Origin of the sequence: Burkholderia sp. Ac-20379 (assembly GCF_017104645.1) — a bacterium.
In the GTDB taxonomy this organism is placed as follows: Bacteria; Pseudomonadota; Gammaproteobacteria; order Burkholderiales; family Burkholderiaceae; genus Burkholderia.
Map to the genome: position 1 here is coordinate 1 of NZ_JAAGPF010000021.1, position 17,144 is coordinate 17,144.

The 17,144-nt window shown below is 68.0% G+C and carries 19 protein-coding genes and 1 pseudogene; 19 read left to right on the forward strand and 1 reads right to left on the reverse strand.

Features of this window, described 5'->3' with window-relative positions:
- From G3N92_RS04840 to G3N92_RS04905, 14 genes and pseudogenes are all read left to right on the forward strand, one after another.
- Positions 1 to 675: XdhC family protein (locus G3N92_RS04840; protein WP_206126319.1), on the forward strand; the 675-nt coding region annotated here is incomplete at its 5' end.
- Positions 676 to 818: 143 nt separating this feature from the next.
- Positions 819 to 1,091 carry a hypothetical protein gene (locus G3N92_RS04845; protein WP_206126320.1) on the forward strand — a complete coding sequence of 91 codons (273 nt, stop codon included), beginning with the start codon at positions 819 to 821 and terminating at the stop codon, positions 1,089 to 1,091.
- Positions 1,092 to 1,207: 116 nt separating this feature from the next.
- Positions 1,208 to 2,521 carry an Nramp family divalent metal transporter gene (locus G3N92_RS04850; RefSeq protein WP_206126321.1) on the forward strand — a complete coding sequence of 438 codons (1,314 nt, stop codon included), beginning with the start codon at positions 1,208 to 1,210 and terminating at the stop codon, positions 2,519 to 2,521.
- A gap of 216 nt (positions 2,522 to 2,737) precedes the next feature.
- Positions 2,738 to 3,124, forward strand: a complete 387-nt coding sequence (locus tag G3N92_RS04855) for a transcriptional repressor (protein ID WP_206126322.1) — start codon at positions 2,738 to 2,740, stop codon at positions 3,122 to 3,124.
- A gap of 100 nt (positions 3,125 to 3,224) precedes the next feature.
- Complete coding sequence (locus tag G3N92_RS04860) at positions 3,225 to 3,845, forward strand: 6-carboxytetrahydropterin synthase (RefSeq protein ID WP_206126323.1); 621 nt, start codon at positions 3,225 to 3,227, stop codon at positions 3,843 to 3,845.
- Entirely contained in the window at positions 3,842 to 4,402 is a 561-nt protein-coding gene (locus tag G3N92_RS04865; RefSeq protein ID WP_206126324.1) for a carbonate dehydratase, read from the forward strand. The genes G3N92_RS04860 and G3N92_RS04865 overlap by 4 nt, the downstream gene beginning before the upstream one ends.
- Positions 4,392 to 5,828: a dihydroorotase gene (locus G3N92_RS04870; protein WP_206126325.1), complete on the forward strand. Its 1,437-nt coding sequence runs from the start codon at positions 4,392 to 4,394 to the stop codon at positions 5,826 to 5,828. Before G3N92_RS04865 ends, G3N92_RS04870 begins: the two co-directional genes overlap by 11 nt.
- A 151-nt stretch (positions 5,829 to 5,979) precedes the next feature.
- Positions 5,980 to 6,297: pseudogene (locus G3N92_RS04875) on the forward strand (FAD-dependent oxidoreductase); the annotation flags it as partial.
- A 294-nt stretch (positions 6,298 to 6,591) separates the two neighbouring features.
- Positions 6,592 to 7,170 (forward strand): YqgE/AlgH family protein, encoded by a 579-nt coding sequence (locus G3N92_RS04880; RefSeq protein ID WP_206126326.1) that lies wholly within the window; start codon positions 6,592 to 6,594, stop codon positions 7,168 to 7,170.
- Positions 7,167 to 7,607: a Holliday junction resolvase RuvX gene (ruvX, locus tag G3N92_RS04885; RefSeq protein ID WP_206126327.1), complete on the forward strand. Its 441-nt coding sequence runs from the start codon at positions 7,167 to 7,169 to the stop codon at positions 7,605 to 7,607. The genes G3N92_RS04880 and ruvX overlap by 4 nt, the downstream gene beginning before the upstream one ends.
- Positions 7,594 to 8,112 carry a bifunctional pyr operon transcriptional regulator/uracil phosphoribosyltransferase PyrR gene (gene pyrR / locus G3N92_RS04890; protein WP_206126328.1) on the forward strand — a complete coding sequence of 173 codons (519 nt, stop codon included), beginning with the start codon at positions 7,594 to 7,596 and terminating at the stop codon, positions 8,110 to 8,112. Before ruvX ends, pyrR begins: the two co-directional genes overlap by 14 nt.
- 73 nt (positions 8,113 to 8,185) lie before the next feature.
- Positions 8,186 to 9,217, forward strand: a complete 1,032-nt coding sequence (locus G3N92_RS04895; RefSeq protein WP_206126329.1) for an aspartate carbamoyltransferase catalytic subunit — start codon at positions 8,186 to 8,188, stop codon at positions 9,215 to 9,217.
- An 88-nt stretch (positions 9,218 to 9,305) separates the two neighbouring features.
- The gene (locus G3N92_RS04900) at positions 9,306 to 10,583 is read left to right on the forward strand and encodes a dihydroorotase (protein WP_206126330.1); all 1,278 of its coding nucleotides are present in this window, start codon (positions 9,306 to 9,308) and stop codon (positions 10,581 to 10,583) included.
- Between the two features lie 13 nt (positions 10,584 to 10,596).
- Positions 10,597 to 11,481: a lysophospholipid acyltransferase family protein gene (locus G3N92_RS04905; protein ID WP_206126331.1), complete on the forward strand. Its 885-nt coding sequence runs from the start codon at positions 10,597 to 10,599 to the stop codon at positions 11,479 to 11,481.
- A gap of 102 nt (positions 11,482 to 11,583) precedes the next feature.
- On the opposite strand, the gene G3N92_RS04910 is transcribed toward G3N92_RS04905, so the two are convergent.
- Positions 11,584 to 12,435: a symmetrical bis(5'-nucleosyl)-tetraphosphatase gene (locus G3N92_RS04910; protein WP_206126332.1), complete on the reverse strand. Its 852-nt coding sequence runs from the start codon at positions 12,433 to 12,435 to the stop codon at positions 11,584 to 11,586.
- Between the two features lie 370 nt (positions 12,436 to 12,805).
- Between G3N92_RS04910 and rfbB the strand changes: the two genes are divergently transcribed.
- The 5 genes from rfbB to G3N92_RS04935 are packed head-to-tail and all read left to right on the forward strand — an operon-like array spanning position 12,806 to position 17,120.
- Positions 12,806 to 13,867: a dTDP-glucose 4,6-dehydratase gene (rfbB, locus tag G3N92_RS04915; RefSeq protein WP_206126333.1), complete on the forward strand. Its 1,062-nt coding sequence runs from the start codon at positions 12,806 to 12,808 to the stop codon at positions 13,865 to 13,867.
- Between the two features lie 14 nt (positions 13,868 to 13,881).
- Entirely contained in the window at positions 13,882 to 14,775 is an 894-nt protein-coding gene (gene rfbA / locus G3N92_RS04920) for a glucose-1-phosphate thymidylyltransferase RfbA (RefSeq protein WP_206126334.1), read from the forward strand.
- Positions 14,760 to 15,311: a dTDP-4-dehydrorhamnose 3,5-epimerase gene (gene rfbC, locus G3N92_RS04925; protein WP_206126335.1), complete on the forward strand. Its 552-nt coding sequence runs from the start codon at positions 14,760 to 14,762 to the stop codon at positions 15,309 to 15,311. The genes rfbA and rfbC overlap by 16 nt, the downstream gene beginning before the upstream one ends.
- A 7-nt stretch (positions 15,312 to 15,318) precedes the next feature.
- Positions 15,319 to 16,215 carry a dTDP-4-dehydrorhamnose reductase gene (rfbD, locus tag G3N92_RS04930; protein ID WP_206126336.1) on the forward strand — a complete coding sequence of 299 codons (897 nt, stop codon included), beginning with the start codon at positions 15,319 to 15,321 and terminating at the stop codon, positions 16,213 to 16,215.
- Positions 16,212 to 17,120, forward strand: a complete 909-nt coding sequence (locus G3N92_RS04935; protein ID WP_206126337.1) for a glycosyltransferase family 2 protein — start codon at positions 16,212 to 16,214, stop codon at positions 17,118 to 17,120. The genes rfbD and G3N92_RS04935 overlap by 4 nt, the downstream gene beginning before the upstream one ends.
- Positions 17,121 to 17,144: the final 24 nt, after the last annotated feature.

Genomic DNA, 17,144 nt, shown 5'->3' on the forward strand with positions numbered 1-17,144 from the left:
AGCGCGTTCGACGCGCTGCTCGACGCATTGCGCGCCGGGCAGGTGGTGGCGCGCACGCTCGATCTGGCCAGCGGCCGCGCGACGCTGGCGCCGATCGACGGCGATGCCGCCGCGCCCGCGTTCGACGGCCGGCAACTGGTCGCGCCGTTCGGCCCGGCCTGGCGGCTGCTGCTGATCGGCGCGGGCGAGCTGAGCCGTTACGTGGCCGCGATGGCCGTGCCGCTCGGCTATGCCGTCACGCTGTGCGACCCGCGCGACGATTACGCCACGCCGCCGCTGCCGGGCGTGTCGCGCGTGCGCACCATGCCCGACGACACCGTGCTGGCGATGCGGCCCGACGCGCGCACCGCCGTGATCGCGCTGACCCACGATCCCAAGCTCGACGATCTCGCGCTGATCGAGGCGCTGCGCACGCCGGCCTTCTACGTGGGTGCGATCGGTTCGCGCCGCAACAGCGACGCGCGCCGCGAGCGGCTCAAGCTGTTCGACCTCGACGACGCGCAGCTCGCGCGGCTGCATGCGCCGGTCGGGCTGCATCTGGGCGGCAGCACGCCGCCCGAGATCGCCGTGTCGATCGTCGCCGACCTGACGGCGCGCCGCCATCGCGTGCCGGTGGCCGGCCTGCGCGATGTGGAGGCGGGCAAGGCCGGGCACGGGATGCTTCGGGATGCTTGAGGCTTGCCTGGCTGTCGGCGCGCCTTAAGGCCGCTTTAATCCGGGCTGCCTAGCATGTCGGTCATGCGGCCCCGTTCGTTCCGGGCGTTGCCGCCGGCGCGCGCGAGCGCGTCCCCTCAGCCCCCAAGCAGCGGCGGTACGCCATGATCAAACAATTCGACTACCCGCTCGGCGACGAAACGATCGCCCTGTGCGCCAGCTTCGGCGCCGGGCCGGCCTTGCGGCGCGTGCTCGTGAGCCGCGCCGATTCGATGGAAACGCTGGTGGTGCTCGACGCGAGCGGCTGGTCGGGCCTCCTCAAGCTCGTGACCGAGGCGCCCGAAAGCCTGCTCGACGACGCGATCCGCAAGGTCGGCAGCGAGCAACTGGTCGAGCGCGCGATTCGCGGCCGCGCCGTGGTCGAAACGCAGCTCTAGCCGCCGCGCACGGCCGGGCCAACGATCCCGGCCGATTTTTTCCAGCCTCAGTACAATGCACCGGGTTCGCCGTGCCGTCAGGCCGGCGCGTGCGCCTTTCCTATCCTGCCGACCCGATGCCGCTGCCCACCATTCCGACTGCCCCGTTCTGCCCCGCCGAAGTGAAGGGCAGCATCACCATCGATGCGCGCGCCTCGTGGTTCGCGCGCCTGCGCCGCTTTTTCGGGCCGGGCCTGCTGGTGGCGATCGGCTACATGGATCCGGGCAACTGGGCGACCGACATCCAGGCCGGCTCGCAATTCGGCTATTCGCTGCTGTGGGTGGTGGCGTTCTCGAGCCTCGCCGCGATCTTCCTGCAGATGCTGGCCGCGCGGCTCGGGCTCGTGGCGGGCCGCGATCTCGCGCAGATCAGCTACGAGCGCTACGGCCCGTTCGGCAAATGGCTGCAATGGGTCACGGCCGAAATCTCGATCATCGCCTGCGACATCGCCGAGGTGCTCGGCTGCGCGCTCGCGTTCAAGCTGCTGCTCGGCGTGCCGCTGGCCTGGGGCATCGTGCTGACGGCGCTCGACACGCTGATCGTGCTCGGCATGCAGGGCAAGGGCTTCCGGCAGATCGAGGCGATCGTGCTGGGCCTGATCGGCACGATGGCCTGCTGCTTCGTCGCGCAGGTGGCGATGGTGCCGACCGACTGGCACGCCGTGGCGGCCGGGCTGATTCCGGGCGATCCGGGCCACGACCGCAAGGATGCGATCGTGCTGGCGCTCGGCATCGTGGGCGCGACCATCATGCCGCACAACCTCTATCTGCATTCGTCGGTGGTGCAGACGCGCCGCGTGACGGGCGGCGCGCGCGGCCACGTGCTCGACACGCTCGCGATGGTGCGGGTGGACACTTGGTGCTCGCTGCTGGTGGCGATGTGCGTGAACGCGGCGATCCTGATCCTGGCGGGCGCGGCGTTCCATGCGGCCGGCCATACCGGCGTGGCCGACATCGAGCAGGCCTACCAACTGATCACGCCGCTGGTGGGCGGCGGCGCGGCGATCCTGTTCGGCATCGCGCTGCTGGCTTCGGGGCAAAGCTCGACGCTGACCGGCACGATCGCCGGGCAGGTCATCATGGACGGCTTCCTGCACGTCAAGATCCCGTGCTATCAACGCCGCCTGATCACGCGCGGGCTCGCGCTCGCGCCGGCGCTGGCCGGCGTGCTGCTGCTCGGCGACGGCTCGGTCGGCAAGCTGCTGGTATGGAGCCAGGTGCTGCTGAGCCTGCAGTTGCCGTTCGCGATGTGGCCGCTGATCCGCTCGGTCAGCGACACGACGCTGATGAAGGCGCACGCGATCGGATGGGGGGCGAAGGTGTTCGCCTGGGCGTTGTTCGCCGTGATCTGCGGCACGAACCTGCTGCTCGTGACGGGCGTGGTGGGTTGAGCGGATGAGGCTGCCGGCTTGGGCGCGACGAAGGTGTGCGCGCCGGGCCGAGCCATCAAGCGGGCAAGATCGGCCGCCCGGCGCGGGTGACGTCAGGCGACGCCATGCGGGGCCGTACGTTTCAAGGCGCCGCTTTTTGCTTGTGAAGTGATACGTTATATCGTAACATTTCCAGCCATCGAGACTCCGGCCGCATCCGGTCGCCCCGAATCCGCCATGTCCCTGACCCGGAAACAGCAACTCGTCCTCGAGGCCCTGCGGCAGGCCGGTGCGCCGCTGGGCGCCTACGCCTTGCTCGACCGGTTGCGCGACGCGGGGTTCAACGCGCCGGCGCAGATCTACCGGGCGCTGGCGCGACTGGTCGAGGCGGGCGAGGTAAGCCGTCTCGAAACGCTGAATGCATACCTGCCGCGCACGGCGGCGCGTGGCGATGCGGTCAGCGTGTTCACGATCTGCGAGCGTTGCAGCCGCATCGGCGAATACGCCGACGCATCGCTGGGCGAGCGCCTCGCGCACCTGACCGGCAGCCACGATTTCGTGGCGAGCCACGCCGCGATTGAGATTCGCGGGCGCTGCGTCGATTGCACCGGCGCGGCCGACTGATTCACTTCTTCTTCGCTTTCATGCCGAACACTGCGCTGCCTGACGATTCGTTGTACGAATCATTTTCGAGATCGGAGCCGGCCCCGGCGAGGGCGCCCCGATGCTGATCCGCAAGCTGTTCCGCTTCGAGAACGCCCATATCGTGCGCGGCTGCACCACGCAGCGCTGCGCGACCTCGATTCACGGCCACTCGTATCGCGTCGAGCTGCTGCTGGAGGCGCATGCGTTCGATCGCGGCCAGATGGTGTACGACTTCGGCCTGCTCAAGGGCGGCGTGCGCGAGCTGATCGATGCGTTCGATCACGCCGTGACGCTCTGGCGCGGCGACGACGCCGATTACCTCGCCGCGATGCGCCGCCATTCCGCGCGCTGGGTGTTGCTGCCCGTGTCGCCGAGCGCCGAGCAGTTCTCGCGCGTGTTCTTCCTGCTGGCGGACGCGATGCTGGCCGCCACCGACATGGCGAACGGCGAGGCCGACGTGCGGCTGCATTCGGTGATCGTGCACGAGACGGACACCGGCTACGCGCAATGCTTTCGCGACGACGCCCACAACCCCGCGATGGGGCCGATCGATCTTCGGGACATCGAATTTTCCGAGGCGGTGCGCGCCGAGTGGCGCGATCCGCACCTGTTCGCGCGGCTGCTGCGCGGCGAACGCACGGCCAATCCGCCGCCGGCCGCATTCCCTCATCGTTCGACATCGAGGCTCACGCAACCATGATTCGCAAGAACCCGCGCGGCGACCTGCCGCGCATCCATCCCGACGCCTTCGTCGATCCCACCGCCATTCTGTGCGGCCTCGTGGTCGTCGAGGCGAACGTCTTCATCGGCCCGTACGCGGTGATCCGCGCCGACGAGATCGACGCGAGCGGCGAGATCGAACCGATCGTGATCGGCGCGCATTCGAACATTCAGGATGGCGTGGTGATTCACTCGAAATCGGGCGCGCCGGTGCGGATCGGCGAGCGCACCTCGATCGCGCACCGGGCCATCGTGCACGGCCCGTGCGAGATCGGCAACGGCGTGTTCATCGGCTTCAACAGCGTGCTGTTCAACTGCGTGGTGGGCGACGGCTGCGTGGTGCGCTTCAACGCGGTGGTGGACGGCTGCAAGCTGCCGCCGTATTTCCATGTGCCGTCGACCGAGCGGATCGGCGCCGATACCGATCTGGCCTCGTACCCGCAGGTCACGCCCGACGCGAGCGAGTTCTCCGAGGACGTGGCGCGCACCAACAACGCGCTCGTGCGCGGCTACAAGCAGATCCAGAATGAATTCTGACGTGACGCTGCTGCCTGCCGCCAAGCGGCCCGCTTCCCGCACATCGGCCGCGGCGGTCGAGCATCGCGACATCGCCGAGCGCGTCGCGCGACGCCACGCCGACCTGCTGATCGAGGGCGGCACGGTGCTGACGCCGAACGGCGCGGAGCGCATCGACATCGCCTGCGTGGCCGGGCGCGTGGTGGCGCTCGGCGATCTCGCGTCGCGCTGGCAGGCCGGCGACCGGCTCGCGGCACAAGGGCTGCACGTGCTGCCCGGCGTGATCGACACGCAGGTGCATTTCCGCGACCCGGGCCTCACGCACAAGGAAACGCTCGAGGCCGGCACGCGCGGCGCGGTGCTCGGCGGCGTGACGGCCGTGTTCGAGATGCCGAACACGCAGCCGCTCACGCTCGAGGCGTCCGACCTGCGCGACAAGCTCGAACTGGCGCGCGGCCGCGCCTGGTGCGACCACGCGTTCTATCTGGGCGGCTCGGCGATCAACGCCGAGCGGCTGGCGGTGCTCGAAACGCTGCCGGGCTGCGCGGGTGTCAAGGTGTTCATGGGCAGCTCGTTCGGCAACCTGCTGGCCGACGACGATGCGGTGCTGCGCCGGATCGTGCGCAACGGCCGCCGCCGCATGGCGGTGCACGCCGAGGACGAGGCGCGGCTGCGCGAGCGGCGCGCGCTGGTGGAGGCGAGCGGCGACGTGCGCGATCATCCGCACTGGCGCGATCCCGAGAGCGCGCTGATGGCCACGCGCCGCGTGGTGGCGATGGCCGCCGAGGCCGGCCGCAAGCTGCATGTGCTGCACGTCTCGACGGGCGAGGAGATGGCGTTTCTCGCGCAGCACAAGCGCCGCGTCAGCGTGGAAGTCACGCCGCATCATCTGACGCTCGAAGCGCCGGGCTGCTACGAGCGGCTCGGCACGCTCGCGCAGATGAACCCGCCGGTGCGCGACGCTTCGCATCGCGACGCATTGTGGCAGGCGATCCGCGACGGCGTGGTGGACGTGATCGGCAGCGATCACGCGCCGCACACGCGCGAGGAAAAGGCGCGGCCGTATCCGAACTCGCCGAGCGGCATGACCGGCGTGCAGACCTTGCTGCCCGTGATGCTCGATCACGTCGCGCATGGGCGGCTGAGCCTGCAACGGCTCGTCGACCTGACGAGCGCCGGCCCGGCCCGCTTGTTCGGCATCGAGGGCAAGGGGCGCATCGCGCTCGGCTACGACGCCGATTTCTCGATCGTCGATCTCGGCGCGCGCCGCACGATCGGCAACGACTGGATCGCCAGCGTCTCGGGCTGGACGCCGTACGACGGCATGACGTGCCAGGGCTGGCCCGTGGCCACCGTGCTGCGCGGCCGGCCGGTGGTGCGCGACGAGGCGCTGGTCGGCGCGCCCGGCGGGCAGCCGCTGACGTTCCTCGACCAGCACGCCGGCTGACTGGCGCTTGCATCGTTCCTTTCGCAGTGCTTTCCGTTTCCACGCGAGCAACCGGAGCGCTGCGGCGCTGCGCTATGCTGCTGTGTTCCGATGGCGAAATGCCGGCCCGCGCGTGCGCGGGCCGCTGCGCAACGAACCGGGAGGGGACGGGATGACGGAAACGGTGGAGTGCGTCGTGATCGGCGCGGGCGTGGTGGGGCTGGCGGTGGCGCGGGCCTGCGCCGAGCGCGGCTGGGAGACGGTGATCGTCGAGGCCGAGACGGCGATCGGCACCGGCACGAGCTCGCGCAACAGCGAGGTGATTCACGCCGGCATCTATTACCCGGCCGGATCGCTGAAGGCGCGCTTGTGCGTCGAAGGGCGGCAACGGCTGTACGCGTACTGCGAGGCGCGCCAGGTGCCGCATCGGCGCTGCGGCAAGCTGATCGTCGCCACCCACGATGCGCAGCGCGAGGCGCTGGCCGCCGTGCTCGAATCCGCCTGAGCGCGGGCAGGGCGGATTCGATCGTTCCCCATCTATCGTCGCGGCCGGGCGCGCAGGCGAGCCGCCCGTTTCCGATCCGCATTCGCCGCCCATCGCCGGGCGCCGGCACGCCATCGGCGCCGTTTGTTGGTGCATCGCGAACGATCGCCGCGGCGCTTCCGTATCGCGCCGCGCCATGCCCGCCGGTCCGCCTCGCGCGCGTGATAGAGTGCGACGTGATCCGTATATCGACGCTTGCGGCGCCCGTGGCGCGGCAAGGTCTTTGCTAAAATTCAAACCATGCCAAAGAGTTCCGATCGCATCAATCTCACCAACCAGTTCCTGATCGCCATGCCCGGCATGTCCGATCCGACGTTCTCTGGCACGGTGGTCTATCTTTGCGATCACAGCGAGCGCGGCGCGCTCGGCCTGGTCATCAATCGTCCGACCGACATCGATCTCGAAGCGCTGTTCAACCGCATCGACCTCAAGCTGGACGTCGAGCCGCTGCTGCATATCCCCGTGTATTTCGGCGGCCCGGTGCAAACCGAGCGCGGCTTCGTGCTGCACGAGCCGGTGGAAGGCAGCAGCTACAGCTCGTCCATGTCGGTCGAGGGCGGGCTGGAAATGACCACCTCGAAGGACGTGCTCGAAGCCGTGGCCTCGGGCCAGGGCCCGACGCGCTTTCTGCTGACGCTCGGCCATGCCGGCTGGGGTGCGGGCCAACTCGAGGACGAAATCTCGAAGAACGGCTGGCTGACCGTGGACGCCGATCCGCGCATCGTGTTCGACACGCCGGCCGAGGAACGCTTCGAGGCCGCGCTCGGCCTGCTCGGCGTGTCGTCGACGATGCTGTCGGGCGAGGCGGGCCACGCATGAGCGGTGCGTCCGCGCGCGAAGCCACGCTGCTCGCGTTCGACTACGGCGAAAAGCGCATCGGCGTGGCGGTCGGCAATACGCTGACGCGCACGGCGCGCGCGCTTGTCATCGTTCCCAACCTCAATCGCGAGTATCGTTTCCAGGCCGTCGGCGAGCTGCTCGCCGAATGGCGGCCGGACGCGCTCGTGGTCGGCCTGCCGCTGCATCCGGACGGCACGCCTCACGAGATGACGCAGCAGGCGAAGCGCTTCGGCAATCAGCTGAACGGCCGCTTCAACCTGCCCGTGAGCTGGATCGACGAGCGCTATTCGTCGGTCGAGGCGCGCGCCGGCCTGCGCGCGCGCGGCGCGAAGGCCGACGCCATCGACGCCGAAGCCGCCCGCGTGATCCTTCAACACTATCTCGACCAGTTGCCCGATCATCATGAGTTCCATTGACGCCGAAGCGCTCTATCGCACGCTGCTCGACCAGATCCGCGGCGCCTACGGCGAGGCCGCGTTCGCGGCGGCCGACGGCCCCGTGCTCGCCGGCATCCACAGCGGCGGCGCCTGGCTGGCCGAACGTCTCGCGCGCGACCTGAAGGCGCCCGGCTTCGGCGTGGTCAACGTCGCGCTGCATCGCGACGACTACGCGAAAAAGGGCCTGCACAGCCAGGCCAGCCCGACCTCGCTGCCGTTCGAAGTGGACGGCCGCCGGATCCTGCTGGTCGACGACGTGCTGTCCACCGGCCGCACCGTGCGCGCCGCGCTCAACGAGCTGTACGATTACGGCCGCCCGGCCGCCGTCGAGCTGGCCGTGCTGGCCGATCGCGGCGGCCGCGAGCTGCCGGTGGCGGCGCGTTTCCTGGGCGGCACGCTCGACGTTGCGCCCGACGCCACGCTGGTGCTCGCGCACGACGACGCCCTGCAGTTCACGTTCGATCTCGAGGCGCGCTCGCACTGAGCGAGCCTCATCCGGCGCCCGCGCCTCAGCGCGCGCGGGCGCTGCCTAGCAACACGTTGGAATCACGCACATCATGACGACCGACACCACCGGCCAAACCGGCGCACCCGCCGCGGCCGCGCCCGCCGAACGCTTTCGCCACGGCTTCCTGAAGGGCAACCCGCAGCTCACGAAAAACGGCGAGCTCAAGCATCTGCTGTCGATCGAGGGCTTGCCCACCTCGATCGTCACGCACATCCTCGACACGGCCGAGCAGTTCGTCAGCGTGACCGATCGCGAGGTGAAGAAGGTGCCGCTGCTGCGCGGCAAATCGGTGTTCAACCTGTTCTTCGAGAACTCCACGCGCACCCGCACCACGTTCGAGATCGCCGCGACGCGCCTGTCGGCCGACGTGCTGAACCTGAACATCAACGCGTCGTCCACCAGCAAGGGCGAATCGCTGCTCGACACGATCAACAACCTGTCGGCGATGCACGCGGATCTGTTCGTCGTGCGTCACGCCTCGAGCGGCGCGCCGTACCTGATCGCCGAGCACTGCGCGCCGCACGTGCACGTGATCAACGCCGGCGACGGGCGCCATGCGCACCCGACGCAGGGCCTGCTCGACATGTACACGATCCGCCACTACAAGCGCGATTTCACGAATCTGCGCGTGGCGATCGTCGGCGACATCCTGCACTCGCGCGTGGCGCGCTCCGACATCCATGCGCTGACCACGCTCGGCGTGCCCGAGATCCGCGCGATCGGCCCGCGCACGCTGCTGCCGGGCGGGCTCGAGCAGATGGGCGTGAAGGTCTATCACAACCTCGACGAAGGCCTGAAGGGCGTCGACGTGATCATCATGCTGCGCCTGCAGAACGAGCGCATGAGCGGCGCGCTGCTGCCGTCGGCGCAGGAGTATTTCAAGAGCTGGGGCCTCACGCCCGAGCGTCTCGCGCTGGCCGCGCCCGACGCGATCGTGATGCACCCGGGCCCGATGAACCGCGGCGTCGAGATCGACTCGCAGGTGGCCGACGGCCCGCAATCGGTGATTCTCAATCAGGTGACGTTCGGCATCGCGGTCCGGATGGCCGTGATGGGCATCGTCGCGGGCAACAGCGACTGACGCGGCCCGGCCGGCGCCGCCGCATCGACGCGGCGCCGCGACGGCCGGCCTTCGCACTCAACGCATCCAACGCATTCACAGGCAGCGCATGAAGATTCATATCAAGGGCGGCACGCTGATCGATCCGGTCGCCGGCACCGAACAACAGGCCGACGTGTACGTCGCGGCAGGCAAGGTGGTCGCGATCGGCGCGGCGCCGGCCGATTTCCACGCGGCGAAGACCCTCGACGCGAGCGGCAAGATCGTCGCGCCGGGGCTCGTCGACCTGTCGGCGCGGCTGCGCGAGCCGGGCTACGAGCACAAGGCCACGCTCGAATCGGAGATGGCCGCGGCCGTCGCCGGCGGCGTGACGAGCCTCGTTTGTCCGCCCGACACCGATCCCGTGCTCGACGAGCCGGGCCTTGTCGAGATGCTGAAGTTCCGCGCGAGCAAGCTGCACCAGGCGCACGTCTATCCGCTCGGCGCGCTGACCGTCGGCCTGAAGGGCGAGGTCATCACCGAGATGGTCGAGCTGACCGAATCGGGCTGCATCGGCTTCACGCAGGCCGATTCGCCGATTCGCGACACGCAGGTGCTGCTGCGCGCGCTGCAATACGCGAAAACCTACGATTTCACGGTGTGGCTGCGCCCCGTGGACGCGTTCCTCGCCAAGGGCGGCGTGGCGGCCAGCGGGCCGGTCGCGTCGCGGCTCGGGCTGTCGGGCGTGCCGGTGTCGGCCGAGACGATCGCGCTGCACACGCTGTTCGAGCTGGTGCGCGTGACCGGCGCGCGCGTGCACATCGCGCGCCTGTCGTCGGCCGCCGGCATCGAGCTGGTGCGCGGGGCCAAGGCCGAAGGCCTGCCGATCACCTGCGACGTCAGCGCCAATCACCTGCATCTGATCGACATCGACATCGGCTACTTCGACGCGCAGTTCCGCCTCGATCCGCCGCTGCGCGCCGAGCGCGACCGCGCGGCGATCCGCGCCGGCGTGGCCGACGGCACGATCGACGCGATCTGCTCCGATCACACGCCGGTGGACGACGACGAAAAGCTGCTGCCGTTCGCGGAAGCCACGCCCGGTTCGACCGGCCTGGAACTGCTGCTGTCGCTTACGGTGAAGTGGGCCAACGAGGCGAACCTGCCGCTCGCCCGCGCGCTGAACCGCATCACGGCCGGCGCGGCCGACGTGCTGAAGCTGCCGGCCGGCCGCATCGCCGTGGGCGGCGTGGCCGACATCGTGGTGTTCGATCCGGCCGCGCACTGGCAGGTCGAGCCGCGCGGGCTCAAGAGCCAGGGCCACAACACGCCGTTCCTCGGCTACGAACTGCCGGCCCGCGTGCTGGCCACGATCGTGGCCGGCCAGGTGGCGTTCGAGCGTCGCTGACCGGAGCCCATCCATGAAAGCGTTGCGCAAAGCGCGCCTGATCCTGCATCTGCTGCGCGGCATGGCGACCGTCGCCTTGCTGTTCGGGCGCGTGAGCCCGGCGCGCAAGCAGGCGCTGATCCGCGGCTGGACCCTGAAGATGCTGTCCCTGTGCGGCATGCGCCTCGTGGTCCATCACGACGAGGCACGGCTCGATTCGCGCGCGCTCGTGATCGGCAACCACGTGTCGTGGCTCGACATCTACGTGATCAACGCATGGCGGCCGACGCCGTTCGTTTCGAAGGCCGAGGTGCGGCAGTGGCCGGTGGTGGGCTGGCTGGCCGAGAAGCTCGGCACCGTGTTCCTCAAGCGCGAGAAGCGCAGCGAGGCGCTGCGGATCATGCACGAGATGGCGCAGCGGCTGAACGGCGGCGAGCTGATGTGCGTGTTTCCGGAAGGCACCACGTCGAACGGGCTCGATCTGTTGCCGTTCCACGCGAACCTGTTCCAGGCGGCGGTGGAGGCCGGCTGCCCGGTGCAGCCGGTCTGCATCATGTACGAGGACGGGCAGGGGCGGCAGTCGCTGGCACCGGCTTATACCGGCAAGATGTCGCTCGGCCGCTCGCTCGAACGGGTGCTCGGCGACCAGCCGCTCGTCGCGCATCTGTACGTGGGCAAGCCGATCGAGGCGGGCCCCGACCGTCGAGAGCTGTCGGCGCTGGCACGTGCTTCGGTGCTGGCGGCGCTGACCGAGATGCAGGCCGCTTCGGGCAAGCCGACGGCCGAGGCGCTGGCCTTGCTGGCGCGGGACGAGCTGCCGCCGGAAGGCACGATTGCCGATGCGGCGCAAGCGCAGCAGCCTGCGACGGCGGTGGCCGCCACGCCCGACGCGGAGACGGCCACGCAACGCGACGCCTGATCGCCGCATCGGGTGGCACAGACAACAGGCCCCGCCGGATTCCGGCGCGGCCTGTTGTCGTTTCGGCGGGGCACGCGCTCTCGCCCGCTCGTCATCTGCTGCTCAGCGCTTGCCGACCTGGCAATGCGCGCAACTGACCTGCGTGACGCGCCGTGCGGCCGGATCGTCGGTCAACTCGACGGCCGACAGCTGATTGCCCCAGACGCAGCCCGAATCGAGCGCAACGAGCCGGTCGCGCAGCATCAGCCCGTTCGCGGCCCAGTGGCCGAACACCATGGTGGTGTCGGCGGTGCGCCGGCTCGGCACGTCGAACCACGGCAGATAGCCGTCCGGCGCCGATTCCGGGCCGCCGTTGCCGCGAAACTCCATCGCGCCGACCGGCGTGCAGAAGCGGATCCGCGTAAACGCGTTGAACGCCACGCGCAGCCGCTCCGTCTTCGTCAGCCCGTCGCGCCAGCGGTTCGGCTCGTTGCCGTAGAGCGTGCGCAGCGTGTCCTGCCAGTCCGGCGCGCGCAGTGCGCGCTGCAATTCGTCGGCCAGTTCGAGCGCCAGCGTCACGTCCCATTGCGGCAGCACACCGGCATGCACCATCAGCTTGCCGTTTTCGTAATGCGCGAACGGCAGGTGGCGCACCCAGTCGAGCAGATCGCCCGCATCGGGCGCATCGAGGATCTCGGCGAGCGTGTCGCCCGATTTGAGTTGGCGGATGCCGGCCGCGGCGGCCAGCAGATGCAGATCGTGATTGCCGAGCACCGCGACGCGGCGCTCGCCGAGCGCGATCACGGCACGCAGCGTGGCGAGCGAGGCCGGGCCGCGATTGACCAGATCGCCGGCGAACCAGAGCGGGCGATCGGCGGCGGGCGACAGGCGGGACAGCAATTCGAGGAACGGGGCATGGCAGCCCTGGAGGTCGCCGAACGCGATGGGCGCGGCTGGACCGGACACATGGGTCATTGCTTGAGAAGGGGTAACGGTTTCACGATTCTTGACGGACTTGCAGCAGACGGTATCACAAGTCGTTCGGGCCCTCGACGGGTTGGAACGACGAGCAGAATCCGCGCAAATTCGGCTCATTTTGAGACGATTTTACGAGAAAAATGCCATTGTTTCGGTATTTGTCAAGCTGTTGCAAGTTGTTAGACGCGTGTTTTTTGGTGCGGCACAGGCCTTATAATTGCTGCCCTGTGCGGTATGTGGCCTACAGCACGGCCATCGACCCGAGAACAACAGATACTCGCGATTCACGGCGCGCATTCCGAGGGGTCGAATGCGGACTTTCCGCATTTTCGGCTAATTCAGACTCCGTTTTCGACAAGGGATTCCCATGATATTGGTGACGGGCGGTGCCGGTTTTATCGGCGCCAATTTCGTGCTCGACTGGTTCGCGCAATCCGGCGAACCGGTGGTGAATGTCGACAAGCTGACCTACGCAGGCAACCTCGGCACCCTGAAGTCGCTGCAGGACAATCCGAACCACATCTTCGCCCGCGTCGACATTTGCGATCGCGCGGCGATCGACGCGTTGCTGGCCGAGCATCGCCCGCGCGCGGTGCTGCATTTCGCGGCCGAAAGCCATGTGGATCGTTCGATCCACGGCCCGGCCGATTTCGTCCAGACCAACGTGGTCGGCACGTTCACGATGCTCGAGGCGACGCGCCAGTACTGGAACACGCTCGACGCCGAGGCGAAGGCCGCATTCCGCTTCCTGCACGTGTCCACCGACGAGGTGTTCGGTTCGCTGTCGGCCACCGATCCGCAGTTCTCCGAAACCACGCCGTACACGCCGAACAGCCCGTACTCGGCCACCAAGGCCGGTTCCGATCACCTGGTGCGCGCCTATTTCCACACGTACGGGCTGCCGGTGCTGACCACCAACTGCTCGAACAACTACGGCCCGTATCAATTCCCCGAGAAGCTGATTCCGCTGATCATCGCCAACGCGCTGGCCGGCAAGCCGCTGCCAGTGTATGGCGATGGGCAGAACGTGCGCGACTGGCTGTATGTGGGCGATCACTGCTCGGCGATTCGCGAGGTGCTCGCGCGCGGCCTGCCCGGCGAGACGTACAACGTCGGCGGCTGGAACGAGAAGAAGAACCTCGACGTCGTGCACGTGCTGTGCGATCTGCTCGATGCGCAGAAGCCGAAGGCGAGCGGCTCGTACCGCGACCAGATCACGTTCGTGACCGATCGCCCCGGCCACGATCGCCGCTACGCGATCGACGCGCGCAAGCTCGAGCGCGAGCTCGGCTGGAAGCCGGCCGAAACCTTCGAAACCGGCATGGCGAAGACCGTGCGCTGGTATCTCGACAATCAGGCGTGGGCCGCCGAAGTCGCGTCGGGCGAGTACCGCAAATGGGTTGAGATGAACTACGCGCAACGCGCTTGACGAGGAGCGAAGCGATGGCACGCAAGGGCATCATTCTGGCCGGCGGTTCCGGCACGCGGCTGTATCCGATCACGCATGCGGTGTCGAAGCAGCTGCTGCCCGTGTACGACAAGCCGATGATCTATTACCCGCTGTCGACGCTGATGATCGCCGGCATCCGCGAGGTGCTGATCATCTCGACGCCGCAGGACACGCCGCGTTTCGAGGCGATGCTCGGCGACGGTTCGCAGTGGGGCATGGACATCCAGTACGCGGTGCAGCCGTCGCCCGATGGTCTGGCGCAGGCGTTCATCATCGGCAAGGCGTTCGTCGGCAACGATCCGTCGGCGCTGATTCTGGGCGACAACATCTTCTACGGGCACGATCTGGCGAAGCAGTTGCAGCGCGCCGACGCGCGCGATGCCGGCGCGACGGTGTTCGCCTATCACGTGCACGATCCGGAGCGCTACGGCGTGGTGGAGTTCGACAAGGATTTCCGCGCGCTGTCGATCGAGGAAAAGCCGGCCAAGCCGCGCTCGAACTACGCCGTCACCGGCCTCTATTTCTACGACAACCAGGTGTGCGACATCGCCGCCGACATCAAGCCGTCGGCGCGCGGCGAGCTCGAGATCACCGACGTGAACTCGCGCTACCTGAAGGCGGGCCAGCTCGACGTCGAGATCATGGGCCGCGGCTATGCCTGGCTCGATACCGGCACGCACGATTCGCTGATCGAGGCCGCGACGTTCATTGCGACGCTGCAGAAGCGGCAGGGGCTCGTGGTCGCGTGTCCGGAGGAAATCGCCTACCGGCATCGCTGGATCGACGGCGAGCAGGTGCTCAAGCTCGCGCAGCCGCTCGCGAAGAACGCGTATGGGCAATATCTGAAGAACCTTTTGACGGAACAGGTCGCATGGCAATCCAAGTGACGGCAACGGCATTGCCGGAGGTGAAGATCGTCGAACCGAAGGTGTTCGGCGACGCGCGAGGCTTTTTCTACGAGAGCTTCAACGGCCGCGAATTCGCCGACAAGGTGGATGCGGGCGCGGTGTTCGTGCAGGACAACCACTCGCGCTCGGCGCGCGGCGTGCTGCGTGGGCTGCATTATCAGATCGAGCATGCGCAGGGCAAGCTGGTGCGCGTGATCGAGGGCGAGGTGTTCGACGTGGCCGTCGACATCCGCAAGTCGTCGCCGAATTTCGGCAAGTGGGTCGGCGTGCTGCTGTCGGCCGAGAACGCGCGCCAGATGTGGGTGCCGCCGGGCTTCGCGCACGGCTTCGTCACGCTCAGCGAATCGGCCCAGTTCCTCTACAAGACGACCGATTACTGGTACCCGGAATTCGAACGCAGCATCCTGTGGAACGATCCGTCGCTCGCGATCGACTGGCCGATCGATTTCGAGCCGCAACTGGCGGCGAAGGATGCGGCGGGTGTGCGGCTTGCAGATGCAGACGTCTACGCCTGAGGTCGTGATGAATTCATCGCAACGCACTATCCTGCTGACGGGCGTCAACGGCCAGGTCGGCTATGAACTCGCGCGCAGCCTGCAAGGGCTCGGACGCGTCGTCGCGCTGGATCGGCAGGCGCTCGATCTGTCGGATCCGGATGCGATTCGCCGCACGATGCGCGAGATTGCCCCGGCGCTGGTCGTCAACCCGGCGGCATATACGGCCGTCGATCAGGCGGAAAGCGATGTGGCCGGGGCGACCCGGCTCAACGTCGATGCGCCGGCAGCCTTTGCCGAAGAGGCGAAGCGCAGCGACGCCGCGCTCGTGCATTACTCCACCGATTACGTCTACGCCGGCGACGGCGAGGCGCGCTATGTGGAAACCGATCCCGTCGGCCCGCGCAACGTGTACGGTCGAACCAAGCTGGAAGGCGAGCAGGCGATCGTTGCCAGCGGCTGCCGCCATCTGATCCTGCGCACGAGCTGGGTGTACGGCCTGCGCGGCCGCAATTTCCTGAAGACGATGCTGCGTGTCGGCGCGGAGCGAAGCGAGCTCAATGTGGTGGCCGATCAGATTGGCGCACCAACGTGGTCGCGCACGATTGCCGATCTGACCGCGGCCGTGCTGGCGCAGTCGGTCTCGCCGGGCGTGCAGGCCGATGCGTGGTGGCATGCCCATTCGGGCATTTATCACCTGGCCGCTGGCGGCGAGACGTCGTGGCACGGTTTTGCCGAAGCGATCTTCGAACAGGCGGCCGGCGAGACGCGTCCGGTCGTGCATCCGATTCCGGCTTCGTCATATCCCACGCCGGCGGCACGTCCATCGAATTCCCGGCTGTCGATGGACAAGCTGGAGCGGATCTTCGGCCTGGCCGTTCCGAACTGGCGCGATGCGCTGCGTCTGTGCATGACCGCGGATTGAACGGCGATCTGCCTGCCCGCACGCGCGTCGGTGCGGTCGTCATCTTCTACAACCCCGATGCCGATTGCGTCGCGCGCGCGAATCGTCTGTCCACGATCATGCATTGCGTGGTCGTGGACAACACGGCAGGGCCGACCAGTGCGTCGGCGCTCGGGCTCGATCCGGCAATTCGATATCTGCCGAACGGCGAAAACGTCGGTATCGCGCTGGCGCTGAATCAAGGCGTCGAAGCGTTGATCGCCGATGGCTATGCGATGGCGATGCTGTTCGATCAGGACAGCGAGCCGCTCCCCGAGCTGTTGAACGAACTACCGGCCGCGGTGGCGGCAGCCGATGCAAGCGGTGCGCCGGTTGCGCTGGGGGGGCCGGCCTACGAGGACGCGCGCCTGCGCGGCGTTGCGCCATTCGTGCGATTCGGTTGGGGCCGCTTTCTCCGGGTTCCCCCCGTCGGCAACGCGCCGATTGACGTCGATTTCCTGATTACGTCGGGATCGTGCGTGAATCTGCGCTACTGGCGCGAGATCGGTCCGATGGAGGCCGCACTGTTCATCGATTTCGTCGATCTCGAATGGTGCGTGCGAGCCAAACGGGCAGGCTATCGCGTGATCGGTATTCCCTGGCTGCGTTTGCGTCACCAGCTCGGTGGAGAGCCGGTGCGCGTACTGGGGCGCAACTATCCGATGCACGCGCCGATCCGGCATTACTACCAGTTCCGCAATGTCGTCGCGCTTGCGAAACGCCGCTCCATGCCGCTGACCTGGAAGACGGCCGAGCTCGTCAAGCTGCCGCCGCGGATTTTCATCTATTGCCTGTTTCCGGAGCGTCGGCGCGAGCATGTGCGCTTGGCGTGGCAAGGCTTGGTAGACGGGGTGCTGGGGCGGCTCGGCGCATATCGGGCGCGGTGAGCGGGCCCGGCTGCGTTCGGTTGC